The sequence below is a fragment of the Streptomyces sp. NRRL WC-3605 genome, from assembly GCF_001509795.1.
GTDB classification, from domain to species: domain Bacteria; phylum Actinomycetota; class Actinomycetes; order Streptomycetales; family Streptomycetaceae; genus Streptomyces; species Streptomyces viridochromogenes.
In genome coordinates this window covers 239,519-264,770 of record NZ_LLZN01000002.1, presented here as the reverse complement: position 1 = coordinate 264,770, position 25,252 = coordinate 239,519, and the positions used below count along the sequence as shown (strand labels likewise).

Here is a 25,252-nt window from a genome sequence, read left to right as displayed (position 1 = left end):
ATATGCCGCTTTTGTGACGTTGTGCGGGTTACCGTTCCCGCATGTACCTGAACACTCCGTCACGGAACACCATCCGACTCACGCGCCGGGGCCGTGTCGCCCTCATCGCCGCAGGCGCCGTCGTGGCCGGCACCGCCGTGGCGGTGCCGCTGCTGATCACGGGCGAGGAGGAACCGGCCCTGCCCGCCTCCCTCGTGATCCCGGAGGGCTGGCGCGCGAGCCAGGTCTACGCGGCGGTCGACAAGGCTCTCGCCCTGCCGCCCGGCAGCACCAAGAAGTCCCTGGCCGGCGCGAAGCTCAAACTGCCCAACGAGGCCGACGGCAATCCCGAGGGCTACCTCTTCCCGGCGAAGTACCCGCTGGAGCGCGACGGCACCCGGGTCACCCCGGAGGCACTCCTGGCCGACATGGTCGCCAAGGCCGACCAGAAGTTCAGCCGAGCCCCGATCGCCGCCGGAGCCCAGCGCAACGCCATGAACGTCTACCAGGCGGTGACCATCGCCAGCCTCGTCCAGGCCGAGGCCGCCACCAAGGCGGACATGGCCAAGGTGGCCCGGGTCGTCTTCAACCGGCTGGAGCGCGGCATGCCGCTCCAGATGGACTCGACGGTCAACTACGCGCTGAACCGTTCCTCCGGCACCCCCAGCCAGGCGGACACCCGGATCGAGAGCCCCTACAACTCGTACCAGCGCATGGGACTGCCGCCGACGCCGATCGCCGGCCCGGGGGCCGACGCCATGCGCGCCGCCGTCAACCCGGCCGCCGGCGACTGGCTGTACTTCGTCACCGTCAAACCCGGCGACACCCGCTTCACGGCCGACTACGCCGAGCACCAGCGCAACGTGGCCGAGGCCGACGCGCTGCGCAAGGCGGGCTCCGCCGGCCCTTCGGCGGCCCGCTGACCGGCCATGCGGCCGGACACGTGGCGGGTCACGTGGCCGGTAGCGCGGCGGGTCACGCCGCGACCGGCTCCTCGGACAGCAGCCGCCTGATGTCCCGGACCGCCGCACGGCCCGCGCGGTTGGCGCCGATGGTGCTGGCGGACGGCCCGTAACCGACGAGATGGACACGGGGGTCGGCGACCGCGCGCGTCCCCTCGACCCGGATGCCGCCGCCGGGCTCACGCAGCCGCAGCGGCGCCAGGTGGTCAATGGCGGCCCGGAACCCGGTCGCCCACAGGATGACGTCGGCGTCGACGTGCCGCCCGTCCTGCCACTCCACGCCGTCCTGGACGATCCGGTCGAACATCGGCTGCCGGTCCAGGACGCCGTCGGCGATCGCCTGCCGCACCGGCTCGGTCAGCGGCAGCCCGGTCACGGAGACCACGCTCTTGGGCGGCAGCCCCTGCCGGACCCGTTCCTCGACGAGCGCGACGGCCGCCCGGCCCAGGTCCTCGGTGAAGGGCCCCTCGCGGAACACCGGCGGACGCCTGGTCACCCACGTCGTGGCCGCCGCGTAGGGCGCGAGCTCCATCAGGTGCTGGGTCCCCGACGCGCCGCCGCCGACCACCACGACCCGCAGCCCCGCGAACGCCTCCGGCCCCGGGTACTGGGCGGTGTGCAACTGCCGCCCCCGGAAGGTCTCCTGGCCGGGGTAGCGCGGCCAGAACGGACGGTCCCAGGTGCCGGTCGCGTTGATCAGCGCCCGCGTCGCCCAGGTGCCCGCCGAGCTCTCCACGAGCAGCCGGCCGTCCGGGCCCTCACGCACGGCCCGCACCTCCACCGGACGCCGGACCCGCAGATCGAACGTCCGCTCGTACTCCGCGAAGTACTCCGCGATCACCTCGGACGACGGCCGTCCGGGATCGGCGCCGGTCAGTTCCATGCCCGGCAGTGCGTGCATCCCGTGCACCTTGCCGTACGTCAGCGACGGCCACCGGAACTGCCAGGCGCCGCCGGGGCCGGGGGAGTGGTCGAGCACCACGAAGTCACGCCCGGGCTCGAACCCCGTGCGCCGCAGGTGGTACGCGCTCGACAGGCCCGCCTGACCCGCGCCGATGACCACCACGTCGACCGTCTCGACCGCCTCGATGCTGTTCACACCTCGACCAACGGCCCGACGGGCGCGGATCTTCCCGTGCGATGCGCGAGGATGGACGGCATGTCAGACGCCTTCACCACCCGAGTCCTGAACGTCGCCTCCGGTTCCTCGGAGCGGGTCGTGGACCTCACCCGCGACTGCGAGTCCTTCCTGCGGGAGGCGGCCGGAAGCCGCGACGGCCTGCTGAACGTCTTCGTGCCGCACGCGACGGCCGGCATCGCGATCATCGAGACCGGCGCCGGCAGCGACGACGACCTCCTCGCCGCCCTGCACTCCCTGCTGCCCGCCGACGACCGCTGGCAGCACCGGCACGGCAGCCCCGGCCACGGGCGCGACCACGTCCTCCCCGCGATCGTGCCGCCCCACGCGACGCTGCCGGTCGTCGGCGGACGGCTCGAACTCGGCACCTGGCAGTCGGTGTGCCTGGTGGACACCAACCGCGACAACCCGAACCGGCAGGTCCGGCTGAGCTTCCTGGGCTGAGCACGGAACCGCCGCCGGTCACAGCAGGGCCGTGCGCCCGTCGCGCGGGGCCGGCACGCCACGGCCCTGGAGCCGGGACAGCTCGCCCGCGCAGCGTTCCAGGGCGACCTCCATGACCTCCGGGATGTTCAGCGTGCCGGTGCCGTCCGGCGGGATCAGCCAGCGAAGGGCACCCCAGCGGCAGTGCGGGGCGGGAGCGGCGAGCCACGTGCCCGCACCGAGCAGGCGCACGCCGGTGCCGACCCACACCGTCCGCGGCTCCGGCGGCAGCAGGAAGCCCACCCGGCGGCGGCGCGTGTCCAGCAGGCACGGGCCGCGCTCGAGCAGTGGCAGCTCGTCCAGCAGGTCCGCCACGCGCAGCCCCAGCTCCTCCGGCACGATCAGCACGTCCCAGAAGCGCCCGGCCGCGAGGAGGGTGACGCCGGTGGTGCCGTTCTGCCACTCGTGCTTGCACGCGCCGGGATCCTCCGACGCCGCGGCCAGCCACTCCATCGACCTCGTCCACTCCGTCAGTGCCATGAAACAAGCCTCCCGATGTGACCGGTGAAGGCCTCAGTGGACCGGGTGACGGGTGCCGCGGCCATACGGCGGAGCGCAATTCCCCGTATGGGGCGAGCGCCCGCGCGCCAAACAGGCGGAAGGGGGGACGCGCGCCCCCGGCCGGGCCGTGCGCGCCCGGCGCCGCACCGGCCCGCGCACCTTCATGGCTCGATCCCTGTGGGCCATACGGGCGACGGACTCACCCGACCGGGTGGCCGCGGTGGCATTCCGCGTACCACCGGCGTACGCCGAAGCGTTTGCTCTGGCATGGACAACAGAGACACGGCGCGGCGTGTCCTGGGCAACGATTCCGCGCCCCTGTCGTACGTCGTACCGCCCAGCGGCACCACCGGTGGCCGCCCCTCCATCTACGCCGCCCTGGTGGCGGAGTGGCGGGCCAACGGCCGAGCGGTCCCCCAGCGCCTGGACACACGGCGGGACTCCGCCGCCACCGGCCTCGGGGCCGCCGTCACCTCCTGGGCGGCCGGCCGCTGGCGTGGCCCGGCCGCCGCCCCCGAACCGGACAAGGGGTCCGAACGGTCCTTCGCGACCGTCGAACCGATCCCCGCCGTCGTCGTCCCCCGAGGGCTTCCCGGCCCGGTGAACCTGTGGGAGTGGGACGGCGGTGCCGCAGGGCACGTCAGCGTCGTCCCTCCCGTCAAGGACGACTGAACGACGACTGAACGACGACCGAAGGGGACCGAAGGGTCCGAAGGGCGACGGAGCCGCCTCCCGCGCGCACGGGCGACCGGCCCTCCGCGTGTACGTCGCGAATCAGACACATAAGTCGTTCTACGGTAGTTTGATGCGACTTGTGCCTAGGTGGGCTCTGCTGTCGTCGGGATCCGCGCCGGTCGTGCTGATCGGCGGCTGGCTGATCGCGGCGCACCTCGAAGGGCCCGCATACGACCCGGTCACCCAGACCATCAGCGTCCTCGCCGCCTACGGAACCCGAGGATTCTGGGTGATGACCTCGGCGCTCGCCGCGCTCGGTGTCTGCCATCTCTGCACGGCCCTGGGACTGCGCCCCGCCGCTCTCCCCGGCCGGCTCGCCCTCGGCGCCGGCGGCGTCACGGCGATCGTGGTGGCGCTGCTGCCGCCGCCGGAGAGCGGCGGCTCCCTCAGCCATGGAACGGTCGCCGGGGTGGGGTTCGCCTTCCTCGCGGTGTGGCCGGTGCTGGCCGCCGACCGGAGGGCGACGGCCCCTTGGGGCCTGCGCCTCGTCCCCTCGTTCACGGTGACCATCCTGATGCTGGGCAGTGCCGCCTGGTTCATGATCGAGATGGAGCACGACGGTGCGGCCGGGGTGGCCGAACGCCTGGTGACGGCCATTCAGTCCGTGTGGCCGTTCGTCGTCGTCGCGTCGTGCCTGTGGCATCGGCACCGTCGTACCGCCACCCAGTGATGTGTCCCGCCTCACCCGCCGCGGCCTGAGTGCGGGACGGGGGTCTCCCACGTATCCACCCGTGACGAGCGGGCCCCGGATGCGAGGATGAGGGCCGTCATGACTGCTGGGTGGGGCGTGCGCACGTTACGGGCCGGGGTGTTCGGGTCCGTCTGCGTGCTGCTCGCCGCCCTCGGGCACACGCTGATGGCCGGTGCCGCCGTGCCGTGGTGGACGCTCGTCGCCGGTGCGCTGGCGACCGGGGGCGCGGGCTGGTGCCTGGCCGGACGGGAGCGGGGACTGCCGCTCGTCGTGTCGGTCGTGGTCGTCGCCCAGGGCGGGCTGCACGCCGTGTTCGAGCTCGCGGGGCGTGGCCATGTGGTGGGGGACCCCATGGCGGGGGACCCCATGGCCGGGGATCACACGGCTGGGAGCCACATGGCTCCGGGCCACATTCCCTCGGGCCACATGTCGCTGAACCACATGTCCTCCGACTACATGGACGCGGCCCACACAGACATGCACCACCCCATGTCCATCGCCCACGAGATGGGTCACGACGTGCCGCACGTCATGGGCGATGGCGCGCCGCTCGGCATGCTCGCCGCCCACACCCTCGCCGCCCTGCTGTGCGGCCTCTGGCTCGGACACGGCGAGCGCGCCGCCTTCCGTATCCTGCGGGCCGTCGCCGGCTGGCTGGCCGCACCGCTGCGGGTGGTGCTCCTCCTGCCCGCCCCGCCGGTCCGTCCACGTCCCCGGCCGCGCCGGGCGCGCTCCGACCGGGCGCCGCGGCTGCTGCCGCTCGTCCATTCCCTCACCTCTCGGGGGCCGCCCGCGGGGCCCGCTGTCGTCTGAGACAGCCGGTTCCCCGAGGCCGCCCCGTCCGATCGCCCTGGATCACGGTCCGCGCCTCGGGCCCACGGCCGTACCTCCGTACGGCCGTGCCCCGCATCCCCGGACACCGCCGGTGCCGTACCGCGCGTGTGCCGTTCGCCTGCCGCCTCACAGGGGTGTCAGCCGCCTCACAGGCGTGTCAGCCGCCTTACGGATGTGTCGCACGCTCCACAGGCGTGCCGCGCCTCCCGTGACGTGGCGTACCTCGCCGTGCCGGAGTCCGGACGACCCGAGAAGGACTCAGGTGATCACTCCTGCCCTGCCCGCCGTCAGCGAGCCCCAGGACGAGCCCCAGGACGAGCCGACGACCGCGTGGGCGCTGGCGGCCCGAAGCGGCGACCCGGACGCCACCGACCGCTTCGTCCGCTCCCTGCACCGGGACGTCGTGCGGTTCGTGGCCCACCTCTCGGCCGACCCGCAGGCCGCCGACGACCTGGCTCAGGACACGTTCCTGCGGGCGCTCGGCAGCCTGCACCGGTTCGAGGGCCGCTCATCGGCGCGCACCTGGCTGCTGGCCATCGCGCGGCGCGCGGTGATCGACAGCCACCGGTACGCGGCCGCCCGCCCACGGCTGCACGACACGGACGACTGGACGCGCGCCGCCGAACGCGCCCAGCCCGCCGGCCTGCCCGGCTTCGACGAAGGGGTCGCGCTGCTCGACCTGCTGGACACGCTCCCCGCGGAGCGGCGTGAGGCGTTCGTGCTGACCCAGCTGGCCGGACTGCCCTACGCGGAGGCCGCCGAACGGAGCGACTGCCCGGTGGGGACGGTCCGTTCCCGCGTGGCCCGCGCCCGCGCCACGCTCGCCGCTCTCCTCGCGGAAGCGGAATCACAAGCCGAGGCCGAACCACAGGCCGAGGCCATACCCGGCAGCAACGTCGGCTGAAAGGCTCTCCGCCCCACCACCCCCGGCCCGGTCCTCGATCGACGTGCGGTCGTCCGAGGACCGGAGAACACTGGGAAACGGCGGGGCGGAGGCTCCTGCCGACAGCTGCTCGAGGTGCGAAAGGATCAGCGCACCGTGCGCCCCTGCTCCCGCCCCGACGCCGGGTGTCGCCCATCCGTCGTCGCTCACCGACTTCGAGCGAAGGGTCCGGCCATGGGCGCCATCAACGCAACGGCACTCGAGGAACTGCGCGCGGGAATGCGGGGACCCGTCATCACCCCCGAGGACGCGGGGTACGACGAGACCCGCAGCATCTACAACGCCATGATCGACCGGCGCCCGGCCGCGTTCGCGCAGTGCGTGGACGTCGCCGACGTGCGCACGGCGATCGGCGTCGCGAGGGACAACGGAGTGGAACTCGCGGTGCGCGGCGCCGGGCACAGCGGACCCGGCCTGTGCCTGGTGGACGACGCGCTCGTCCTCGACCTGTCGACGATGCGTGGGGTGCGCGTCGACCCCGGATCGATGACCGCGCAGGTGTCCGGCGGGGCGCAGATCGGGGACCTCGATCACGCGGCCCACACGTTCGGCCTCGGCGTGCCGACCGGCATCGTCTCGATGACCGGCGTGGGCGGCCTGACGCTGGGCGGCGGGCACGGGCACCTGACGCGCAAGTACGGCCTGACGATCGACAGTCTGACGTCCGCCGACGTCGTGCTCGCCGACGGCACCTTCGTCACCGCGTCCGAGAAGGAGCACCCCGACCTGTTCTGGGCGCTGCGCGGCGGAGGCGGGAACTTCGGTGTGGTGACGTCGTTCACCTTCCGCCTGCACCCGGTGGGCACCGTCGGTGTCGGGGTGACGGTGTGGCCCGTCGACCGGACACCCGAAGTGCTGCGCTGGTACCGGGACTTCCTGCCCGCCGCGCCGGCGGACCTGAACGGGTTCTTCACGCTGTTCAGCATCCCGCCCGCCCCTCCGTTCCCCGAGACGATCCACGGCCAGAAGATGTGCGGCGTCGTCTGGTGCCACACCGGCGATCCCGAGGGCGACCGGCTGGAGCGGATGCTGGCCCCGGTGAACGACCCCGCCCCGCCCGCCTTCCACTTCAGCGCGCCCCTGCCCTACCCGGCCCTCCAAAGCATGTTCGACGAGCTGATCCCGAAGGGCTACCAGTGGTACTGGCGCGGCGACTTCTTCGACGAGATCAGCGACTCCTCCATCGACGTGCACCACAAGTACGGGGAGAACCTCCCCACCGAGCTGTCCCTGATGCACCTGTATCCCGTGGACGCCGCCGCCCATCAGCTCGGTGCCGACGACACGGCCTGGGCGTACCGGGACGCCGTGTGGTCCGCGGTGATCGCGGGCATCGACCCCGACCCCGCCAACGCCGGGGCCATCCGCGACTGGGCGGTCGCCTACCAGAGCGATCTGCACCCGTACTCGATGGGCGGTTCGTACATCAACTTCATCGGCGAGGGCGAGGGCACCGATCGCGTCCGGACGACCTACCGCGGGCACTACGACCGGCTCACCGCCGTCAAGCGCACGTACGACCCGGACAACTTCTTCCACAACAACCAGAACATCCCTCCGGCGACCGCCTGACCCCGCCCGAGCGCTGCCCGCACCGCGCCGAACAGGCCTGATCCGCCCGGCCCGTGATCGACTGGAGGGCCGTACGGCACCGGCGTACGGTCGAATGGTGGCGGGCAGCCAGACCGAATCAGACCCGGCCCCCGAACCCCCGCCCACGGCGATGCGATGAGCCATTCGGAGCCGACACCCCAAGCACGGACCGCCCCACACGACACGGAGGGGAACAAGGGCCGTGGCAACGCCATGGCACTGTTCGTGATCGCCTCCTGTCAGCTGATGGTGGTGCTCGACATCACCATCGTGAACATCGCCCTCCCGGACATCCAGCGCTCGCTGGACTTCTCGACGACGAGCTTGTCCTGGGTGGTGAACGCCTACACGCTCACCTTCGGTGGACTCCTGCTCCTCGGGGGCAGGATGGGCGACATCCTGGGCCGGCGGCGGGTGTTCGTCTTCGGCGTGCTGCTGTTCGTCCTGGCCTCGCTGCTCGGCGGGCTGTCCCAGAACGAGTGGCAACTCCTCAGCGCCCGCGCCCTCCAGGGCGTCGGCGGCGCCATCGCCTCCCCGACCTCCCTGGCACTGATCAGCACGACCTTCCCCGAGGGGCCGCAGCGCAACCGGGCGTTCGGTGTCTTCGCGGCCGTCTCGGCGGGCGGCGGCGCCATCGGGCTGCTGGCCGGCGGCATGCTCGTGGAGTGGCTCAACTGGCGCTGGGTGCTGTTCGTCAACGTGCCCATCGGCCTGCTCATCGTGCTCGCCACGCCCCGCTGGATCCGGGAGTCCGAGCGGCACGCCGGGCACTTCGACATCCTGGGCGCGATGACGTCCACCATCGGCATGGTGCTGCTCGTGTACGGCTTCATCCGCGCCGCGCAGGACGGCTGGCGGGACGCGCTGACACTCGGTGCGTTCGGTGCGGCCGTCGTCTTCCTGCTGCTGTTCGTCCTGGTGGAGCAGCGCTCCAGACAGCCGATCACACCGCTGCACATGTTCGCCGACCGCAACCGCGCGGGGACCTACGGCATCATGCTGAGCCTCGCCGCCGCGATCTTCGGGATGTTCTTCTTCCTGACGCTGTTCGTGCAGAACGTGCTGGACTTCAGCCCGCTCCAGGCGGGGTTGGCCTTCCTCCCGGTGAGCGCCGTCATCGCGATCGGCGCCGGGCTCGCCTCCCAGCTCCTGCCCAAGTACGGTCCCAAACCGTTCATGGTGACCGGGGCGATCCTCGCCGCCGCCGGGCTGGCCTGGCTGACCCTGACCGACGTGAACTCGACCTATCTGGGCAGCATCCTCGGGCCCATGCTCGTGTTCAGCCTCGGCATGGGCATGGAGTTCGTGTCGCTGACGCTGATGGCGCTGTCCAACGTGACGCCCGCGGAGACCGGTGCCGCGTCCGGGCTCCTCAACGCCACCCAGCAGGTCGGCGGCTCGCTGGGCCTGTCCATCCTGGTCACCATGTACGGGACGGCCAGCACCAACGAGGCCGACAAACAGATCCCGGCCTTCCTGTCCCAGGCCACCCCACTGGAACGGCTGCGCTTCGAACGCACCGGGCAGCTCCCGCCGCCGTTCGCCGACGAGATCCTCACCGCGGGTGTCTCCGCCGCCTTCGTCACGGCGGCGATCTTCACCGCGATCGCCGCGGTCATCGCCCTGATCGTGATCCAGGTGCGCCCCTCGGACCTCGAACGCCTCCAGGGCGGCGGCGTGCCCGCGGCATAGACCGTCACGCGGAGGTCCTCAACAGAGCCTCCGCGCCGCTGCGTCGGGTGTGACGACGTTCACGCCCATGTGGCAGCACGTAGTGAATGCATTACACAACAGGCGCGTAAGGGACGGTAGCGCAGGCATCACGCGACCGCGGAGGTTTCGATGCGACCTTTCACCCTGAACTACGCGTTCCCCAGAGGCGCCGCCCAGGCGGTGACGCCGTACCACTTCGACCCGGCCCGGCAGTTGAACATGCTGCCCGACGGGCGCCCGGCCGTCAGCGACCCGGACCTCCTGCTCGCCGCCGGCACGACGACGTCCACGGCCGGGTCCGCCACCCACTTCGACGACTGACGAACCGGCCGGCGCATGACGGTACTGATCCTCACGTCCGAGGAGGACGTGACCGCCGACATGGTGGTGAACGAACTGCACGCGACGGGGACGCCCGTGCTGCGGCTGGACCCCGCCGACCTGCCCGGCAAGGCCGTGCTGTCCGCGGACTACGCCCACGGTGACTTCGACGGGCATCTGTCGGTCAACGGGCACGTGCTGTCGATGGGAGGGCTGCGCTCCATCTGGGTGCGCAGGCCGGGAGAGCCGGCCGCCGACGCGCCGGAACCGTCGCCCTGGCTGACCGCCGAGACCCGGCAGGCCCTGTACGGCATGCTGCACTCGGCCGCCGCCCGGTGGATGAACCATCCCCGCAACGCCGACCAGGCCCGGCTCAAGCCCTGGCAGCTGAGACTCGGTCACCTCAGCGGATTCGCCGTGCCGCCCACGGTGTTCACGACGGCCCCGCGACTCGCGCGCGCGTTCGTCGAGCAGCACAAGGAGGTCGTGGTGAAGTCCGCGTCCGGACCACCGCCCGGTGAGCCGCCCCTGGCGCTGCCCACCACCCTGATCGGCCCCGACGCGGACTTCTCCGCCGTCGCGGCCGGGCCGGCCCTGCTCCAGCGGTACGTCCCCAAACAGGCGGACATCCGGCTGACCTGCGTCGGCACCAGACTGTTCGCCGCGCGCAAGACCGCGGAGCCCGACCAGATCGACGGACGGTACGGCGACACCGGGCACCCCTGGGAGCCGGTCCCGGTGCCGGACCGCATCGGCAAGTCGGTGCACGAGTACGTCACCATGGCGGGACTGGCGTACGCCGCCTTCGACTTCGCGGAGGACGAGGAGGGGATCTGGTGGTTCCTGGAGTGCAACCAGGGGGGTCAGTTCGGCTTCGTCGAGCTGGAGACCGGGCAGCCGATCGCCGCCGCGGTCGCCGACTGGCTGGCCCTCCAGCGCCGGCCGGACCGGCGTGGTCCGGAAGGCCGCCACTGACCCGGACCACGACCGCCGAAGGCTCCCGACGGATCCGCCCCGCTCCGCCCCACCCGGTGGAGGCGGGGCGGTCGTCGTCGCACGGCGCTGCGGGGTGACGTCGTCTCAGGCGGGCCGGATCGCGCTGTGGATCGCGGCCTCGCCGGCGTACTGGATGGATTCCTCGCGGATGACGGTGCCGGGGCCCGGGGCGTGGATCATCATTCCGTTCCCGGAGTAGACGCCGACGTGGCCGGCGTGGAACAGGACAAGGTCGCCGGGCTCCAGGTGGGTCAGGGCGACGCCCTGACCTGCGGTGGCCTGTTCCTGGGCGGTACGGGGGAGGGCGATGCCGGCGGCCTTCCAGGCGGCCTGGGTGAGTCCGGGGCCGTCGAAGGTGTTCGGTCCGGTCGTACCCCAGACGCAGGGCTTGCCGACCTGCGCCCGGGCGAACTCCAGGGCCCGCACCGCCCTGCTGTCCCGCGACGCCGCCGCGGGGGCGGCGGGGGCCGCCGGGGCCGGAGCGGCTGCGGGGTAACTCCCGGTCTGCGCACCCGCAGGGAAGTTGCCGGTCTGGTAGCCACCGGTCTGGTCGACCACCGGGAACCCACCGGTCTGGTCGACCACCGGGTAGCTGCCGGTCTGGTCGACCATCGGGAACCCACCAGTCTGGTCGACCATCGGGAAGCTGCCGGTCTGAGCGGCCATCGGGTAGCCGCCCGTCTGGGCGACCGTCGGGATGCCGCCGGTCTGGTCGACGGCGGCGTAGGCGCCGGTCTGGGCGGCCGCCGGGAAGCTCCCGGTCTGCCCGATCGTCGGGTAACTCCCACTCTGCGGGGCCGTAGGGAAGCCCTCGGCCTGCGTGACGGCCGGGAACCCACCGGTCTGCGTGACGGCCGGGAACCCACCCGTCTGGTCCACCGCCGGGAAGCTCCCGGTCTGCGCCACGGCGGGGAAACTCCCCGTCTGGTCGACCATGGGGAAGCTCCCGGTCTGTCCGACCGCGGGATAGCTTCCGGTCTGTCCGACCGCCGGATAGCTCCCCGTCTGCCCGACCGCCGGGAAGCTCCCCGTCTGGCCGGCCCCGGCGAATCCGGTGTCCGGGGCGGCGAAGGACTGAGGTGCACTCGACTCCGCGCCCGACCCGAACGAGGTGTCCGCGGGAGCCGTCGTCCCCGGCGGGACCGTCGTCAGATCGGCGGGGCTCTGTGCCTCCAGGGCATCCCACCGGGTCTGCGCCGCGGGCGGGAACGGCGCCGGGGCGGCAGCGGGGGCCTCCAGTGCCGGGGTGGTGCGGCCGGCGCGAGCCGACAGCAATTCGCGCGCCTGCGCCAACTTGCGCTGGCTGCGCTCCTTGCTCGCGCGCAGCGGTGACCGCTGGTCCGTCTCCGGCTGTGCGGCGGCCGGGGCGGGCAGGGCGAGTGCGGCACCGGATTCGCGGGCCGGCGTGGCCGCCGCGGGCAGTGCCGCGACGGGACCCGCGGTGAGCTCACCCATGGACGCGGGACGGGCCGTGCCGGCCGTCAACTCGGCGACCGGCGCGCCCGATCCGGCGGGCAGTTCCAGGGCGGTGCGACCGGATATCTCCCGTGCGCCGTCGCCGCCCGACGGGCGTGCGGACCGGGCCGGGGCGGACCGCTCCGGCGTCCGGTCCTTCGGGAGCACGGCCGGAACCGTCGGGCCCAGCTTGGACCGGGCGACGTCGAACCACTGCCGGGCCACCTCGTCGAGCGCGGCCGAGCCCCGGCCGCCGTCACCGTCACGGCCGGAGGCCGGCGGGGCGCCCGCGCGGTTGCGCGGGCCCGTCGAGGAGGCGCGGGTGGCGTTGAAGGTCCCGGTGTCGGTCTCGGCCCGGTCGTAGAGCGAGCTGACCCGCCGGCTGACCTCCTCGCGGCTCGGTCCCTCGTCGGCCTGGGCGGCACCCGCCGACTGGCCGAGCAGGGCCACCGAGGTGAGGGCTGCTGCCGAGGCGAGCGCGGAGTTGCGCATACCGGTGCGTTCCGGCGCCATGGGCGACGTGCTCCTTCCGTACTCCGCCTACCGAGTTAGCTGACGGGTTCGGGCGTTCGCGTCGGAAGGTGTGCCCTACGACCCGGCCCGTCACGGCCTCGGGTCGATTCACCCCATGGTTCGGTTGGGTCCCCGGCTCCGCGGCCCCGCAGGGCACGCCGACTCGGCGGAGGCCGCTCGTCCCGGCGGGGTTCGCCGGAGTTCAACGCGCGTCCTGAGCCAGTAACTTAGCCAACTTGTGTGCCTGCAGTGAAGATTGACGTGTGAAATGTCCGATACGTTTTTGTGACCTTCGACGCTGGTGGCGCCAGTCGGGTCGCATTGCGGCAGGGTGCGCCCGCGCGATGACGCAGCGTAGCCGCGCGAGCCGCCCGCGAGGGTCTTGCTCCGCTCAGCGAAACACGTCACACTGGTACCGAACGAATGGTCGGTTGGGAAGCGGGAGCGATGACGACCTCACACTCCACCGAGGCGCCCCCACAAGGGCCGCTTGAGGAGCACTTCGACGCGACGATCGCGCGCGACCAGCGCATCGAGCCGCGGGACTGGATGCCGGACGGCTACCGCAACACGTTGATCCGGCAGATCGCGCAGCACGCCCACTCGGAGATCATCGGCATGCAGCCGGAGGGCGAGTGGATCACCAAGGCGCCCTCGCTGCGCCGCAAGGCGATCCTCTTCGCCAAGGTGCAGGACGAGGCCGGTCACGGTCTGTACCTGTACTCGGCCGCCGAGACCCTGGGCGCCGACCGCGCCGACCTGACCGACCGGCTCATCGAGGGCCGCCAGAAGTACTCCTCGATCTTCAACTACCCCACGATGAGCTTCGCCGACGTCGGCGTGATCGGCTGGTTCGTGGACGGCGCCGCGATCTGCAACCAGGTGCCGCTGTGCCGCAGCTCCTACGGGCCGTACGCGCGCGCGATGGTGCGGATCTGCAAGGAGGAGTCCTTCCACCAGCGGCAGGGCTACGAGCTGCTGATGACGATGATGCGCGGCACCGAGGCCCAGCGGGAGATGGTCCAGGACGCGGTGAACCGCTGGTGGTGGCCCTCCCTGATGATGTTCGGCCCACCCGACGACTCCTCGCCCAACTCGGCCCGCTCGATGGCCTGGAAGATCAAACGGCACAGCAACGACGAGCTGCGCCGGCGCTTCGTCGACATGACGGTCCCGCAGGCCGAGAAGCTCGGCGTCACCCTGCCCGACCCGGAGCTGCGCTGGAACGCCGAGCGCGGCCACCACGACTTCGGCACCCCCGACTGGGACGAGCTGATGCGGGTCATCAAGGGTGACGGCCCGTGCAACGAGCAGCGGATGGAACGACGCAGGAGCGCCCACGAAGAGGGCGCCTGGGTGCGGGAGGCGGCCACCGCCCACGCGGCCAAACAGGCCGCCCGCGCGGAGAAGGGAGCGGTGGCATGAGCACCGGAAAGCAGGACTGGCCGCTGTACGAGGTGTTCGTCCGGGGCAAGCGCGGACTGAACCACGTCCACGTCGGCTCGCTGCACGCCGCCGACGACCGGATGGCGCTGACCCACGCCCGCGACCTGTACACCCGGCGCAACGAGGGCGTCAGCATCTGGGTCGTGCGCTCCGAGCACATCGCCGCCTCCACCCGCGACGAGAAGGACCCGTTCTTCGAGCCCAGCGCCGACAAGGTGTACCGCCACCCCACCTTCTACGACATCCCCGACGACGTCCCCCACATCTGAAGGAGAGGGCATGAGTGACGACCACGTCTACCTGACCCTCGCCGAGGGACACGAGGACGACACCCGCTGGGCCTACGGCACCGGCTTCGAGGACCCGCTGCACGGCGTGGACACGACCGTCCCGGACGACGTCGACGCCGCCGCGCTGGCCGCCCTGTGCGTCGCGCTGGGCGACGACGCGCTCGTCTCGGCACAGCGCCTGGGGGAGTGGGTCACCCGCGCCCCCGAGCTGGAGGAGGAGGTCGCGCTCGCCAACATCGGCCTCGACCTGCTCGGCCAGGCCCGGCTGCTCTACTCCCGCGCCGGCCAGACCGACGGAACCGGACGCGACGAGGACGCGTACGCCTACTTCCGCGACGCCGCCGACTTCCGCAACGTCCGCCTCGCCGAACTGCCCAACGGCGACTTCGCGTTCACGATCGTCCGGCTGCTGGTGCTGTCCAGCTGGAGGCTCGCGCACTTCGAGCGGCTGGCGTCCCACCCCGACCCGGTGCTCGCGGCGATCGCCGCGAAGGGCGCCAAGGAGCTGCGCTACCACCGGCAGTACGCCGCCGAGTGGGCGGTCCGCCTCGGCGACGGCACCGACGAGTCCCACCGCCGTATGCGTCGCGCGCAGGAACAGGTGGCGCCCTACCTGGGCGAGCTGTTCACCGCGTTCGACGTGCGGCGGGAGGTCGTCGCCGACCTCAAGCAGGTCACCGACGCGGCCGGTCTGCCCATGCCCGTGTACCGCCCGCTGCCCGGTTGCGGACGCGAGGGCGAGCACACCGAGCACCTCGCCCCGCTCCTCGCCGAGCTGCAGGGCATCGCCCGCGCGCACCCGGAGGCGACATGGTGACGACCCTCCTCGACGCCCGGCGCGCCCGGCACATCGCCGCCCAGGTGCCGGACCCCGAGCTGCCCATGCTCACCCTCGCCGACCTGGGCGTCCTGCGGGACGTCGAGACGACCGAGGACGGCACGGTCGTCGCCAGCCTGACCCCGACCTACTCCGGCTGCCCGGCGATGGCCGAGATGCGGGCGGACGTGGCGGCGCGGCTGCGCGCGGCGGGATACCCACGCGTGGAGATCCGCACCGTGCTCGACCCGCCGTGGAGCAGCGACTGGATCACCCAGGCCGGCCGCGCCAAGCTCGCCGAGCACGGCATCGCCCCGCCCGGCCCCGCGCCGCGCGGCGGCCCCGTCCCGCTCGTGCTGTCACCGACCCGGCACACCGTGGCCTGCCCGCGCTGCGGCTCGGCGGACACCGAGGAGACCTCCCGGTTCGCCGCCACGTCCTGCAAGGCACTGTGGCGCTGCCGCGCCTGCGCAGAGCCGTTCGAGTACGTCAAGGAGATCTGATGGAAGGCCTCACGGAAGCACAGACGGCCGCCGCGCCCCGCCCGCGCGTCCGCCGCCGTCCGGCCTTCCACCGGCTGCGGGTCGCGGCCGTGCAGCCGCTGTGCTCGGACGCGGTCGCCGTCGGCTTCGACATCCCGGACGAGCTGGCCGAGGAGTTCGCCTTCGCCCCCGGGCAGTCGCTGACGCTGCGGCGCGAGATCGAGGGGCGCGACGAGCGGCGGTCGTACTCGATCTGCTCGCCCGTCGGCGCGCGGCCGCGCATCGGCGTCCGGGTCGTGCCCGGCGGGCTGTTCTCGTCCTGGCTGGTCCACGACGTGCGGCCCGGCGACGTCATGGAGGTGATGGCCCCCACCGGCGCCTTCACCCCCGAACTCGGCACCCCCGGCCACCACGTGCTGATCGCTGCGGGCTCCGGCATCACCCCGATGGTGTCCATCGCCGAGTCCGTCCTGGCCGCCGACGACCGCTCGACGGTCACCCTCTTCTACGGCAACCGCCGCACCGACACGGTGATGTTCGCCGACGAGCTCGCCGACCTGAAGGACCTGTACCCGGCGCGGTTCCAGCTCGCCCACGTGCTCTCCCGCGAGCCCCGCGAGGCCGAGGTGCTGTCCGGCCGTATCGACGCCGAACGGCTCGGCACGCTCGTCGAGGCGCTGGTCGACGTGAAGAGCGCCGACCACTGGTGGCTGTGCGGACCGCACGGCATGGTGCGGGACGCCCAGCGGGTCCTGGCCGGCCTCGGCGTCCCGGACGACCGGGTCCACCAGGAGCTGTTCTACGCCGACGACGAGCCCGTGCGCGAGGCGCGGCACGTGGACGCCGGGCCGGAGGGGCCCGTCAGCCAGGTCACCATCACCCTCGACGGGCGCTCCACCACGGCGGCCCTGTCCCGGGACCGGACCCTGCTCGACGGCGCCCAGCTCACCCGGCCCGATCTGCCGTTCGCCTGCAAGGGAGGCGTCTGCGGCACCTGCCGGGCCCTCGTCACCGACGGCAAGGCCGACATGCGGCGCAACTTCGCGCTGGAGACGGCCGAGGTCGACGCCGGATACGTACTGACCTGCCAGTCGTACCCGGCCTCCGAGTCGCTGACCGTGGACTACGACAGCTGACGAACGCCGACGCGCCCCGGTGACCGCCTCCGCGCGGTCACCGGGGCGCGTTCAGGTCTGGATCAGGCGTCCTTCGCGGCCCGCTCGGCGTCCCGCTCCCGCAGCCGGGCCACCTCCTTGCGCACCTCGGCCTGGGTGGCCCGTTCCTTGACCAGCCACTCGGGCTGCTCCTGCTTCAGGGCCTCGATCTGCTCGGTGGTCAGCGCCTCGGTGAGACCGCCGCGGGCGAGCCCCGCGATGGACACGCCGAGCTTCTGCGCGACGACCGGGCGCGGGTGCGGGCCGTCGCGGCGCAGGTCGCGCAGCCACTGCGGCGGGTCGGCCTGGAGCGTGTTCAGCTCCGCGCGCGTGACCACGCCCTCCCGGAACTCGGCGGGGGTGGCCTCGAGGTACACACCCAGCTTCTTCGCCGCGGTGGCGGGCTTCATGGACTGAGTGGTGTGGTGCGACGTCATGGGGTCCAGGGTATCCACCGGGTGAACCTCCCCCGACCACGGCCGGTAACCTGGCCAGGTGACAGGCTCGGCGGCACCCTCCTCGTTCCGGCTCGCGTACGTCCCGGGAGTGACACCCGCGAAATGGGTGCGGATCTGGAACGAACGCTTCCCCGACGTCCCCCTCACCCTCCACGCGGCGACCGCCGCCGAGGCGCCCGAGCTGCTGCGGGACGGCGGCGCCGACGCCGGTTTCGTCCGCCTCCCGGTCGACCGGGAGTTCTTCAGCGCGATCCCGCTCTACACCGAGGCCACGGTGGTCGTCGTCCCCAAGGACCACGTCATCTCCGCCGTCGACGAGGTGACCATGGACGACCTGGCGGACGAGGTGGTCTTCCACCCCCTGGACGACGTCCTCGGCTGGGAGCGACCGCCCGGCCGGCCGGGATTCGAACGGCCCGCGACCACCGCGGACGCCGTGGAGCTGGTCGCGGCCAACGTCGGCCTGCTCGTCGTACCCCAGTCGCTGGCCCGCCTCCACCACCGCAAGGACCTCACCTACCGCACCCTGGCCGACGCCCCGCAGTCGAGCGTCGCCCTGTCCTGGCCGCAGGAGGCGACCACCGACCTGGTCGAGGACTTCATCGGCGTGGTGCGCGGCCGCACGGTCAACAGCACCCGGGGCCGTACGACCTCGCAGGCCCCGGAGGCCAAGGAGCAGCCCCGGCGCAAGCGCCCCGAGTCCGGGGGCGGCGCCGCCCGGGGCAGGGCCGGCGGCGGCGCCGGACGTCGCGGCACCGCGGGCGGGGCCAAGGGCGGCAAGGGCGGGGACCGCCGCGGGGGCAAGCCGCGGCGCCGGTCCTGAGCTACGCCGCCCCGCGCAGCCAGGCGTAGGCCGAGCGGGCCGTGAACTCCTCCTGACCGCCGCGCACCAGCAGCTCCGCCGTCGCGAACTGCGGGGTGTCGGCCTCGGTGGCCACATAGGGCACGGCAATACACCGCATCCCGGCCGCGTGTGCGGCCACCACACCGGGTGCCGCGTCCTCCAGGACCACGCAGGCCGCCGGGTCCACGCCCAGGCGCCGGGCCGCCTCCAGGAAGACGTCCGGGGCGGGCTTGCCCCGGTTCACCTCGTCGGCCGAGACGACGGTGCGCAGACGGCCGTCCAGACTGGTGCCGGACAGGATCGCGGTGATGGCCTCGCGGGACGAACCCGAGGCGACGGCCATGGGGACGCCGTCGGCTGCCAGCAGCTCCACGAACGCGCGCATCTCCGGGTAGACGCGGATGCCGGTGGCGGCGAGGTCCAGGTAGTGGCGGTTCTTCGCGGCGAGCAGTTCGCCGACGCCGGCCCGCAGACCGTAGGCGTCCTTCCAGAGCGTCACGGTCTCCAGCGTGCTGATGCCGACGTACTTCTCGTGATCGGCCCAGGTGAACTCCGTGACCCCGTGCTCGGCGAGGAGCCGCCGGCCCGCCTCGAAGTAGAGGGGCTCGCTGTCCACGAGTGTTCCGTCGAGATCGAAGATGACCGAAGTGCCGCCGAGATCGCTCATGGGCCCAGGATGTCAAAGGTCATCCACGGGCCGACGCCCGCCCGACCGACTCCAGCAGGGGCAGAAGTCGGTGCGGGACACGCTCGCGCAGCGCCACCTCCGTCCGCGTGCGGACCACGCCCGGCAGGCTGATCAGCTTCTGGATCACGTCCTCCAGATGCGCGTTGTCACGGGCCACGACCCGGGTCAGCAGATCGCCGCCGCCCGTGATCGAGAACGCCTCCACGATCTCCGGCACCGCGGCCAGCTCGGCGCCCACGTCGTCGAGGTGCCCCTGGGTGACCTCGATGTGCACGAACGCCAGCACCGGGTGGCCCAGGGCGGCCGGTGACAGCGTCGGTGCCGTACCGGTGATCACCCCGTCCCGCTCCAGCCGGTCGAGGCGGGCCTGGAGCGTGCCCCGCGCGACCCCGAGGATGCGGGCGTACTCGCGCACGCTGGTGCGCGGCTGTTCCAGCAGCAGCCGCAGGATGCGGGTGTCGAGCTCGTCCACGGGCATGGGCGCGTGCCTTTCTCGTCGTCTGGTCCGTTGGCCCGCCGATGGACGGGTCAGGACCGAAATGTCTGTGCCAATGGCCCAGCGTAGGGGAGGTCGCTTGAGCCAGTCGCCCCGGTGATGCTGCAATGGGACGGTCGATGGCGCTGCGGGTCCCCGCGGCGCCTTTTGCATGCCGTCCACCAGGGGCCACAGGGCTACCACCGACCACGAGGGCCACACGGGCCACAAGGGGGTTCACATTGCTGAAGAGGGTGTTCGTCGCGCCGGACCCGGGACGGGTGCGGCTGCGCTTCGCCGCCCGGGGCGTCCTCGGCATCGCGCTCGCGGTCCTCGTGAGCGGGCTCGCCGGACACACTCTCGTCGGCATGGTCACCGGCGGCATCGCCGCGCTGCTCGCCCTGTTCACGGTCACCGACGCCACGGTGCGCGGGCAGGCCGTCACCACCGCGCTGCTGCCCCTGGCCGGTCTGCCCGTCCTCGCGGCGGCGGCCGAACTGCACGACCAGCCCTTCGCCCGCGACCTCGTCTTCCTCGCGGTCGTCGGCGCCGGCGTGTACGCCCGCCGCTGGGGGCCGCGCGGCCACAGCCTGGGCGTCTTCGCCTTCATGACCTACTTCGTGGCGCAGTTCCTGCACGCGACCCCGGACCGGCTGCCCGAGCTGTACGCCGCCGTCCTGCTGTCGGTGCTGAGCGCGGCCGCCGTGCGCTTCGGGATGTGGTGCTACGAACGCCGGATGCCCCCGGCCGCCGTCCCGGCGCCGCCGGGCGGCCGCGGACTCGCCCGCGTGACCACCCGCCAGGCCGTCCAGGCCACCGCCGGCGCCGGCTTCGCCCTGGTCGTGGGGCAGCTGGTGTCCGGGGAACGCTGGTACTGGGCCGTCGGCGCCACCTGGTGGGTCTTCGTCAACACCACCTCGCGCGGCGAGACCCTGGTCCGGGGCTTCCGCCGGGTCCTCGGCACCGTCCTCGGCATCGGCCTCGGGTTCCTCGTCGCCGTCCCGCTGGAGGGGGCGCACCTGCCCACGGCCGCCCTGCTCGCCGTGTGCGTCTTCGGCATCTTCTACTCGGCCGCCGTCTCTTACACCTGGATGATGCTCTGCGTCACGGTGCTCGCCGAGCTCCTCTACGGCCTCCTCGGCGTCCTCGAACCCGCCCTGCTGGCGGTGCGCCTCGCCGAGACGGCCGTCGGAGCCGCCGGCGCCGTGCTCGCGGTGCTCCTCGTCCTGCCCGTCACCACCCACACCATCACGGACGCCTGGATCCAGCGGGCCCTGCGCTGCGTGCACACGGCCACCGCCGAGGCCGCCGCCCGCCTCGCCGGCGACGACGGCGCCGACCCCGCCCGGCGGGTCACCGAGCTGGAACAGCTCCTCGCCCGCGTACGGCTCTCGGTCGCCCCGCTCGTGCACCCGCTGAACCCCCTGCCGGCCCGCAAGCGGCGCGCCCGCCACGTCCTGGACCTGCTCGACGACTGCGCCTGCGAGGTGCGCGGCCTCGCCGCGGTCGCCGCCGACCCCGAGGCCTCGCACGACGCACGCCTCGCCGCCGCCTGCTGGCGCGTCGAGGCCGCCGTGGAGGCGCTGACCGGCGGCACCGACGTCACCGCCCCCACCGACCGGCCGACGGCGGCCGACCCCGCCCTGGCCCACCTGCACGGCCTGGAGCGCGCCCTCGCCGAGCTCGCGCACCCCCTGCGGACCGCATCCGAGCGGCGGCTCGCGGCGGCGGCGTAACGGCTCCCCCGACCGCCGCACCCGCGCGTCGGCCGGAGCGGAGTGATCCACTGCTACCGTCGGCCGGACGGCACCCGACCGGAAGGGGACAGCGGTGGCAGACGCCGGCAAGCGGGGGAGACGGGCCTACATCGGGTCGTTCACGGCCGCCGGAGGCGCGGGCATCAGCACGGCGGCCGTGGCCGCCGACAGCGGCGCGCTGACCGTGCTGAACGGCGTACGGGACGTGCCCGACCCCTCGTACCTCGCCCTCGCGCCCGGCGGGGACACCCTCTACGCCGTCAGCGAGACGGCCGAGGGCGCCGTGGCCGCCTACCGGGTGACCGGCGACGGCCCGGAACGGATCGGCACCCCGGTGGCCCTGGACGCCAACGGCCCCACCTACCTCGCCCTCCACGACGGGCACGTCGTGACCGCCAACTACGGTTCCGGCAGCGTCACCGCCGTCCCCGTCCGCTCCGACGGCTCCCTCGCGGATGGCCCGCTCGCCGTGCTGCGGCACACCGGCTCGGGCCCGTACACGCCGCGCCAGCAGGGCCCGCACGCCCACCAGATCCAGCCGGACCCGAGCGGCCGCTGGATCGTCAGCGTCGACCTCGGCACCGACTCGGTGCGGGTGTGCACCCTTACCGACGGCGACCTCGCCCTGCACCGCGAGATCGCCCTGCGGCCCGGCTCCGGCCCCCGCCACCTGGCCTTCCACCCGCTGCGCCCGTACGCCTACGTCGTCAACGAACTGCGGCCGACCGTCACGGTCTGCCACTGGGACGGCGACGACGGCACCCTGAAGCCGCTCACGGAGCACGACGTGCTGGTGGACGCCCCGACCGGCGACGCGTACCCGTCGGGGATCGCCGTCTCGCCCGACGGACGCTTCGTCTGGGTCGCCACCCGCGGCGAGGACGTGCTGTCGGCCTTCGCCGTGGAGGGCGAGGAGCTGCGGCTGATCGGCACCGTCCCGTGCGCCGGTCACTGGCCACGCGCGCTCACCGAGTCCGGCGGCGTCCTGTACGTCGCGAACGAGCGGTCCGGGGACGTCGCCTGGTTCTCCGTTGACCCGGACTCCGGGCTCCCGCGCCATGAGGGGTCCGTCGCGGTGCCCGCAGCGTCCTGCGTGGTCGTCGGCGAGGCTCCCGGCACGGTGTGACCGTACGCAGAAGGGCCCGCCCCCGGTGTGGGGAGCGGGCCCTTCCGCGTGAGTGCCTCGAGGGGCGGTCAGCGCACCGGAGTGCCCTGCGCCTGCTGGGGGGCGATGCCCAGCGCCGTCGTGTACTGCGACAGGGCCAGCTTGCCGATCGCCGGGTAGGCGCCGAGCGCCTCGGCGGCGGAGCAGCCCACCTCCCGCGCGGCCTCCTCGATCAGGGCCGCATCGATCTCCGGGCCGATCAGGTAGGGGGCCAGGGCCAGCTGCTGCGAACCGGAGGACCGCAGCTGCTCGGCGACCGCCGAGATCGAGCCCTCCTGGTCCAGGGCCGCCGCCATCACCGGCACGGCGAGCCGCGCGGCGAGCAGCATGCCGGTGATGCCGGCCGCCTGCACGGCCTCCTCACCGCCGACGGAGGCCAGGATGATGCCGTCCGCGGCCGTGGCCACGGTGAACAGGCGCGCGCGGTCGGCGCGGGCCAGACCGGCCTCCGACAGGCGCACGTGCAGGGCCTCGGCGAGCAGCGGGTGCGGGCCGAGCACATCGGTCAGGTCGGCCGCGACACGGCTGTCCATGACGGCCTGGCGGATCACCCGCAGCAGGGCGCTGTCCGGACCGGCGAGCAGCGGCACGACCACCGCGACCGGGCCCTCCGGCTCCTTGACCTCGACACCCGCGGCGAGGGCCTGCTCGTAGCGGGCGGTGCGCTCCTCGGCGGCCTTCGTGAGCACGGACTGGAGCGTGGGGAACTCCCCGTCGTCACCGTCGACGTACCCGATGCGGGCGTCGAGGCCGGGAAGCTCGGAGCGGGCGATGCTCACGACCTCCTCGGCGAGGCCGCGGGTGGCGGCACTCGGTGTGCCGGGCACCGCGAGGACGAGCGCGGGCGCGCCTTCAGGAGCCGCCAGGGGCTCGGGTCGGCGGTGCCGCCCGGGCTGGCGGGGTCGCGGCATTCGTACTGGCAGGCCGGACGCGGGTCCAGTGGGGGAGCTCATGGCGCCGCATGTTACTGGTTTCCTGGGCTCCCCTGTTCGGGGAGGGTGCAGGTGAGCGGTATCCGTCCGCTTTTGTCGGATTGAGTGATGTGGAGAGAGGGGTGGGGCGGCGCTTGAAGATCACTCCTCGTCGCCCTCTGTCACGGCCGGGCCCCAGGTCACGGTGAGCATCGCCCTGTCTCCGGGCAGCGTGAGCCGCCCTTCGAGCAGGTCGGTCGCGAGACACACAGACCCCCGCAACGGGTCCCCGGCGGCCGGCACGCGCCGCGCGTGCGGCAGCCGCCGCGCCAACTCCTCGTCCAGCGGCGTGAGCAGTGGGGCCCCCAGGTTCAACAGGCCACCGGTGAGCGCGAGCCGGGGTGTCCCGGAGGGCGGGCAGACGGCCGCCGCCGAGTCCGCCACATGGCCCGCGGCGGCCCTCAGCACCTCCACGGCCACCGGGTCGCCGCCAGCCGCGCAGGCCGCCACCCGAGGGGCGAAGGAGGCGAGGACGGCGGCCCGGTCCGGACGCGGATACAGGGCGCCCGGGAGCTGCCGCGCCGGCCCGAACTGCTCCTCGGCGGCTGCCAGCAGAGCGGCGGAACCGCCGGAGCGCCCGTCGTGCGCGCGCAGCGCCGCCTCCAGGGCGGCCCGCCCGATCCAGGCGCCGCTCCCGCAGTCGCCGAGCAGATACCCCCAGCCGTCGGCGCGGTGCCAGGCCGTCAGATCCGTGCCGACGGCGATCAGGCCCGTCCCGGCGGCGACGACGGCTCCGGGCCGGGACCCGAGGGCGCCCGCATAGGCGGTGACCGCGTCGGCGGCCAGCGCGACCCGCCCGATGCCGAACTCCCGCTCCAGCGCGGCCGGCAGCTCCGCCCGCAGCGCGTCCCCCAGGGAGGCGAGCCCCGCCGCCCCGACGGCGGCCGCGCCGAGCCGGCCCACCCCGGCCTCGACGGTCAAGGCCCGCACCATGGGCACCAGTTGACCCATGAGATGGTCCGGGTCGAGCCCGCGGTCACCGGTCCGCAGGGGCTCGCGCGACTCCCGCCGGGCGAGCACACCGCGTCCGGCCTCGCCGACGACGACCCGCAGTCCGGAACCGCCGGAGTCGACCGCGAGGAAGCCCGCCGGACCGCCCCCGGCGCCGGTCACGGCAGGCGCCAGTCCACCGGCTGGCCGCCCTGCTGGATCAGCAGGTCGTTGGCCCGGCTGAAGGGGCGCGAGCCGAAGAAACCGCGGTCGGCCGACATCGGCGACGGGTGGGCCGACTCCACCGACGGCAGAGTCCCCAGCAGCGGACGGCAGTTGCGGGCGTCGCGGCCCCACAGGATCGACACCAGAGGCTTGCCGCGCGCGGCGAGCGCGCGGATCGCCTGCTCGGTGACCTCCTCCCAGCCCTTGCCGCGATGCGCGCCCGGCTTGCGCGGAGCCGTGGTGAGCGCCCTGTTGAGCAACAGCACGCCTTGCCGGGTCCACGGCGTCAGATCGCCGTCGGACGGCTGCGGCAGCCCCAGGTCGGAACCCAGCTCCCGGTAGATGTTGATGAGACTGCCCGGCAGCGGACGCACCTCGGGGGCCACCGAGAAGGACAGGCCGACCGCGTGCCCCGGGGTCGGGTAGGGGTCCTGGCCGACGATCAGGACACGCACCTCGTCGAACGGCTGCTGGAAGGCCCGCAGGACGTTCGGTCCGGCCGGCAGATAGGTCCGTCCCGCGGCGATCTCCGCGCGCAGGAAGTCGCCCATCGAGGCGATCCGGTCGGCGACAGGTTCGAGGGCCTTCGCCCAGCCCGGTTCGACGATTTCATGCAAGGGTCGTGGAGCCACGGGCGTCACCCTACTGCCGTACGGGCGGCGCCGATCAAGCGGTGGCCCGAGGTGACCGGTA

General features: G+C 73.2%; 27 protein-coding genes and 1 riboswitch. Of the genes, 18 read left to right on the top strand and 9 right to left on the bottom strand.

The genetic code is table 11. The annotated features are described in order from the left end of the window. Positions 1 to 41: 41 nt before the first annotated feature. Positions 42 to 902, top strand: a complete 861-nt coding sequence (mltG, locus tag ADL34_RS03275) for an endolytic transglycosylase MltG (protein ID WP_062667982.1) — start codon at positions 42 to 44, stop codon at positions 900 to 902. 52 nt (positions 903 to 954) lie between these two features. Here the strand turns inward: mltG and ADL34_RS03270 are convergent, their stop codons facing one another. Continuing rightward, entirely contained in the window at positions 955 to 2,040 is a 1,086-nt protein-coding gene (locus ADL34_RS03270; RefSeq protein WP_199835516.1) for an NAD(P)-binding domain-containing protein, read from the bottom strand. A 60-nt stretch (positions 2,041 to 2,100) separates the two neighbouring features. On the opposite strand from ADL34_RS03270, the gene ADL34_RS03265 reads away from it, so the two are divergent. Beyond that, complete coding sequence (locus tag ADL34_RS03265; RefSeq protein WP_062668183.1) at positions 2,101 to 2,523, top strand: secondary thiamine-phosphate synthase enzyme YjbQ; 423 nt, start codon at positions 2,101 to 2,103, stop codon at positions 2,521 to 2,523. Positions 2,524 to 2,541: 18 nt separating this feature from the next. Here the strand turns inward: ADL34_RS03265 and ADL34_RS03260 are convergent, their stop codons facing one another. After that, entirely contained in the window at positions 2,542 to 3,042 is a 501-nt protein-coding gene (locus ADL34_RS03260) for a hypothetical protein (protein ID WP_062667981.1), read from the bottom strand. 288 nt (positions 3,043 to 3,330) lie between these two features. Here ADL34_RS03260 and ADL34_RS03255 point away from each other — a divergent pair, with 288 nt between their 5' ends. The 8 genes from ADL34_RS03255 (at position 3,331) to tgmB (ending at position 10,868) form a co-directional block, all read left to right on the top strand. Next, complete coding sequence (locus ADL34_RS03255; protein ID WP_062667979.1) at positions 3,331 to 3,735, top strand: hypothetical protein; 405 nt, start codon at positions 3,331 to 3,333, stop codon at positions 3,733 to 3,735. Positions 3,736 to 3,868: 133 nt separating this feature from the next. Next, complete coding sequence (locus tag ADL34_RS03250; protein WP_062667977.1) at positions 3,869 to 4,468, top strand: DUF998 domain-containing protein; 600 nt, start codon at positions 3,869 to 3,871, stop codon at positions 4,466 to 4,468. A gap of 99 nt (positions 4,469 to 4,567) precedes the next feature. Then, entirely contained in the window at positions 4,568 to 5,302 is a 735-nt protein-coding gene (locus ADL34_RS03245) for a hypothetical protein (protein ID WP_062668182.1), read from the top strand. A gap of 283 nt (positions 5,303 to 5,585) precedes the next feature. Next, entirely contained in the window at positions 5,586 to 6,227 is a 642-nt protein-coding gene (locus tag ADL34_RS03240; RefSeq protein WP_062667975.1) for a sigma-70 family RNA polymerase sigma factor, read from the top strand. A 213-nt stretch (positions 6,228 to 6,440) separates the two neighbouring features. After that, positions 6,441 to 7,838: an FAD-binding oxidoreductase gene (locus ADL34_RS03235; protein WP_179199366.1), complete on the top strand. Its 1,398-nt coding sequence runs from the start codon at positions 6,441 to 6,443 to the stop codon at positions 7,836 to 7,838. Positions 7,839 to 8,072: 234 nt separating this feature from the next. After that, a complete protein-coding gene (locus tag ADL34_RS03230) occupies positions 8,073 to 9,551 on the top strand; it encodes an MFS transporter (protein ID WP_062667972.1) in 1,479 nt (492 codons plus the stop codon). A 150-nt stretch (positions 9,552 to 9,701) separates the two neighbouring features. Beyond that, positions 9,702 to 9,893 carry a putative ATP-grasp-modified RiPP gene (gene tgmA, locus ADL34_RS03225; protein WP_062667970.1) on the top strand — a complete coding sequence of 64 codons (192 nt, stop codon included), beginning with the start codon at positions 9,702 to 9,704 and terminating at the stop codon, positions 9,891 to 9,893. Between the two features lie 15 nt (positions 9,894 to 9,908). Next, the gene (gene tgmB, locus ADL34_RS03220; protein WP_062667968.1) at positions 9,909 to 10,868 is read left to right on the top strand and encodes an ATP-grasp ribosomal peptide maturase; all 960 of its coding nucleotides are present in this window, start codon (positions 9,909 to 9,911) and stop codon (positions 10,866 to 10,868) included. A gap of 105 nt (positions 10,869 to 10,973) precedes the next feature. On the opposite strand, the gene ADL34_RS36515 is transcribed toward tgmB, so the two are convergent. Then, the gene (locus ADL34_RS36515) at positions 10,974 to 12,857 is read right to left on the bottom strand and encodes a C40 family peptidase (protein ID WP_062667966.1); all 1,884 of its coding nucleotides are present in this window, start codon (positions 12,855 to 12,857) and stop codon (positions 10,974 to 10,976) included. An 8-nt stretch (positions 12,858 to 12,865) separates the two neighbouring features. Continuing rightward, positions 12,866 to 13,036, bottom strand: a riboswitch (cyclic di-AMP (ydaO/yuaA leader). A 268-nt stretch (positions 13,037 to 13,304) separates the two neighbouring features. On the opposite strand from ADL34_RS36515, the gene paaA reads away from it, so the two are divergent. From paaA to paaE, 5 genes are read left to right on the top strand one after another with little or no spacing between them, the layout of a single operon-like run. Then, positions 13,305 to 14,282: a 1,2-phenylacetyl-CoA epoxidase subunit PaaA gene (gene paaA / locus ADL34_RS03210; protein WP_062667964.1), complete on the top strand. Its 978-nt coding sequence runs from the start codon at positions 13,305 to 13,307 to the stop codon at positions 14,280 to 14,282. After that, complete coding sequence (paaB, locus tag ADL34_RS03205; protein WP_055622255.1) at positions 14,279 to 14,572, top strand: 1,2-phenylacetyl-CoA epoxidase subunit PaaB; 294 nt, start codon at positions 14,279 to 14,281, stop codon at positions 14,570 to 14,572. The genes paaA and paaB overlap by 4 nt, the downstream gene beginning before the upstream one ends. Positions 14,573 to 14,582: 10 nt before the next feature. Beyond that, positions 14,583 to 15,410, top strand: coding sequence for a 1,2-phenylacetyl-CoA epoxidase subunit PaaC (gene paaC / locus ADL34_RS03200; protein ID WP_062667962.1), 828 nt, complete (start codon positions 14,583 to 14,585; stop codon positions 15,408 to 15,410). Continuing rightward, positions 15,404 to 15,913 (top strand): 1,2-phenylacetyl-CoA epoxidase subunit PaaD, encoded by a 510-nt coding sequence (gene paaD, locus ADL34_RS03195; protein ID WP_062667955.1) that lies wholly within the window; start codon positions 15,404 to 15,406, stop codon positions 15,911 to 15,913. The genes paaC and paaD overlap by 7 nt, the downstream gene beginning before the upstream one ends. Then, positions 15,913 to 17,028: a 1,2-phenylacetyl-CoA epoxidase subunit PaaE gene (paaE, locus tag ADL34_RS03190; RefSeq protein ID WP_062667953.1), complete on the top strand. Its 1,116-nt coding sequence runs from the start codon at positions 15,913 to 15,915 to the stop codon at positions 17,026 to 17,028. Before paaD ends, paaE begins: the two co-directional genes overlap by 1 nt. Before the next feature lie 62 nt (positions 17,029 to 17,090). Here the strand turns inward: paaE and ADL34_RS03185 are convergent, their stop codons facing one another. After that, positions 17,091 to 17,483 (bottom strand): DUF5997 family protein, encoded by a 393-nt coding sequence (locus tag ADL34_RS03185; protein ID WP_062667951.1) that lies wholly within the window; start codon positions 17,481 to 17,483, stop codon positions 17,091 to 17,093. A gap of 58 nt (positions 17,484 to 17,541) precedes the next feature. On the opposite strand from ADL34_RS03185, the gene ADL34_RS03180 reads away from it, so the two are divergent. Beyond that, positions 17,542 to 18,327, top strand: coding sequence for a LysR family substrate-binding domain-containing protein (locus tag ADL34_RS03180; RefSeq protein WP_062667950.1), 786 nt, complete (start codon positions 17,542 to 17,544; stop codon positions 18,325 to 18,327). 1 nt (position 18,328) lies between these two features. Here ADL34_RS03180 and ADL34_RS03175 read toward each other — a convergent pair whose 3' ends face one another. Continuing rightward, a complete protein-coding gene (locus ADL34_RS03175; protein WP_062667948.1) occupies positions 18,329 to 19,015 on the bottom strand; it encodes an HAD family hydrolase in 687 nt (228 codons plus the stop codon). Between the two features lie 19 nt (positions 19,016 to 19,034). Then, positions 19,035 to 19,514: an Lrp/AsnC family transcriptional regulator gene (locus ADL34_RS03170; RefSeq protein ID WP_062667946.1), complete on the bottom strand. Its 480-nt coding sequence runs from the start codon at positions 19,512 to 19,514 to the stop codon at positions 19,035 to 19,037. A gap of 239 nt (positions 19,515 to 19,753) precedes the next feature. Here ADL34_RS03170 and ADL34_RS03165 point away from each other — a divergent pair, with 239 nt between their 5' ends. Further along, positions 19,754 to 21,247 (top strand): FUSC family protein, encoded by a 1,494-nt coding sequence (locus ADL34_RS03165; protein ID WP_062667943.1) that lies wholly within the window; start codon positions 19,754 to 19,756, stop codon positions 21,245 to 21,247. A 94-nt stretch (positions 21,248 to 21,341) separates the two neighbouring features. Then, complete coding sequence (locus ADL34_RS03160) at positions 21,342 to 22,394, top strand: lactonase family protein (protein WP_062667942.1); 1,053 nt, start codon at positions 21,342 to 21,344, stop codon at positions 22,392 to 22,394. A gap of 68 nt (positions 22,395 to 22,462) precedes the next feature. On the opposite strand, the gene ADL34_RS03155 is transcribed toward ADL34_RS03160, so the two are convergent. The 3 genes from ADL34_RS03155 to ADL34_RS03145 form a co-directional block, all read right to left on the bottom strand. After that, a complete protein-coding gene (locus ADL34_RS03155; protein ID WP_086867996.1) occupies positions 22,463 to 23,386 on the bottom strand; it encodes a sirohydrochlorin chelatase in 924 nt (307 codons plus the stop codon). Between the two features lie 120 nt (positions 23,387 to 23,506). After that, positions 23,507 to 24,517 (bottom strand): N-acetylglucosamine kinase, encoded by a 1,011-nt coding sequence (locus ADL34_RS03150; protein WP_062667939.1) that lies wholly within the window; start codon positions 24,515 to 24,517, stop codon positions 23,507 to 23,509. Next, entirely contained in the window at positions 24,514 to 25,191 is a 678-nt protein-coding gene (locus tag ADL34_RS03145) for a uracil-DNA glycosylase (protein ID WP_062667937.1), read from the bottom strand. Before ADL34_RS03145 ends, ADL34_RS03150 begins: the two co-directional genes overlap by 4 nt. Positions 25,192 to 25,252 lie beyond the last annotated feature (61 nt).

Excerpts from the sequence above, each read along its gene's own strand:
- ADL34_RS03155 (WP_086867996.1), bottom strand. The coding sequence starts at position 23,386 with ATGAGCTCCCCCACTGGACCCGCGTCCGGCCTGCCAGTACGAATGCCG.
- tgmA (WP_062667970.1), top strand. The coding sequence starts at position 9,702 with ATGCGACCTTTCACCCTGAACTACGCGTTCCCCAGAGGCGCCGCCCAG.
- mltG (WP_062667982.1), top strand. The coding sequence starts at position 42 with ATGTACCTGAACACTCCGTCACGGAACACCATCCGACTCACGCGCCGG.
- ADL34_RS03185 (WP_062667951.1), bottom strand. The coding sequence starts at position 17,483 with ATGACGTCGCACCACACCACTCAGTCCATGAAGCCCGCCACCGCGGCG.
- ADL34_RS03255 (WP_062667979.1), top strand. The coding sequence starts at position 3,331 with ATGGACAACAGAGACACGGCGCGGCGTGTCCTGGGCAACGATTCCGCG.
- ADL34_RS03235 (WP_179199366.1), top strand. The coding sequence starts at position 6,441 with ATGGGCGCCATCAACGCAACGGCACTCGAGGAACTGCGCGCGGGAATG.
- paaD (WP_062667955.1), top strand. The coding sequence starts at position 15,404 with ATGGTGACGACCCTCCTCGACGCCCGGCGCGCCCGGCACATCGCCGCC.
- ADL34_RS03230 (WP_062667972.1), top strand. The coding sequence starts at position 8,073 with ATGGCACTGTTCGTGATCGCCTCCTGTCAGCTGATGGTGGTGCTCGAC.
- ADL34_RS36515 (WP_062667966.1), bottom strand. The coding sequence starts at position 12,857 with ATGGCGCCGGAACGCACCGGTATGCGCAACTCCGCGCTCGCCTCGGCA.
- ADL34_RS03265 (WP_062668183.1), top strand. The coding sequence starts at position 2,101 with ATGTCAGACGCCTTCACCACCCGAGTCCTGAACGTCGCCTCCGGTTCC.
- ADL34_RS03175 (WP_062667948.1), bottom strand. The coding sequence starts at position 19,015 with ATGAGCGATCTCGGCGGCACTTCGGTCATCTTCGATCTCGACGGAACA.
- ADL34_RS03250 (WP_062667977.1), top strand. The coding sequence starts at position 3,869 with ATGCGACTTGTGCCTAGGTGGGCTCTGCTGTCGTCGGGATCCGCGCCG.
- paaA (WP_062667964.1), top strand. The coding sequence starts at position 13,305 with ATGACGACCTCACACTCCACCGAGGCGCCCCCACAAGGGCCGCTTGAG.
- ADL34_RS03170 (WP_062667946.1), bottom strand. The coding sequence starts at position 19,514 with ATGCCCGTGGACGAGCTCGACACCCGCATCCTGCGGCTGCTGCTGGAA.
- paaE (WP_062667953.1), top strand. The coding sequence starts at position 15,913 with ATGGAAGGCCTCACGGAAGCACAGACGGCCGCCGCGCCCCGCCCGCGC.
- ADL34_RS03245 (WP_062668182.1), top strand. The coding sequence starts at position 4,568 with ATGACTGCTGGGTGGGGCGTGCGCACGTTACGGGCCGGGGTGTTCGGG.
- paaB (WP_055622255.1), top strand. The coding sequence starts at position 14,279 with ATGAGCACCGGAAAGCAGGACTGGCCGCTGTACGAGGTGTTCGTCCGG.
- ADL34_RS03260 (WP_062667981.1), bottom strand. The coding sequence starts at position 3,042 with ATGGCACTGACGGAGTGGACGAGGTCGATGGAGTGGCTGGCCGCGGCG.
- tgmB (WP_062667968.1), top strand. The coding sequence starts at position 9,909 with ATGACGGTACTGATCCTCACGTCCGAGGAGGACGTGACCGCCGACATG.
- paaC (WP_062667962.1), top strand. The coding sequence starts at position 14,583 with ATGAGTGACGACCACGTCTACCTGACCCTCGCCGAGGGACACGAGGAC.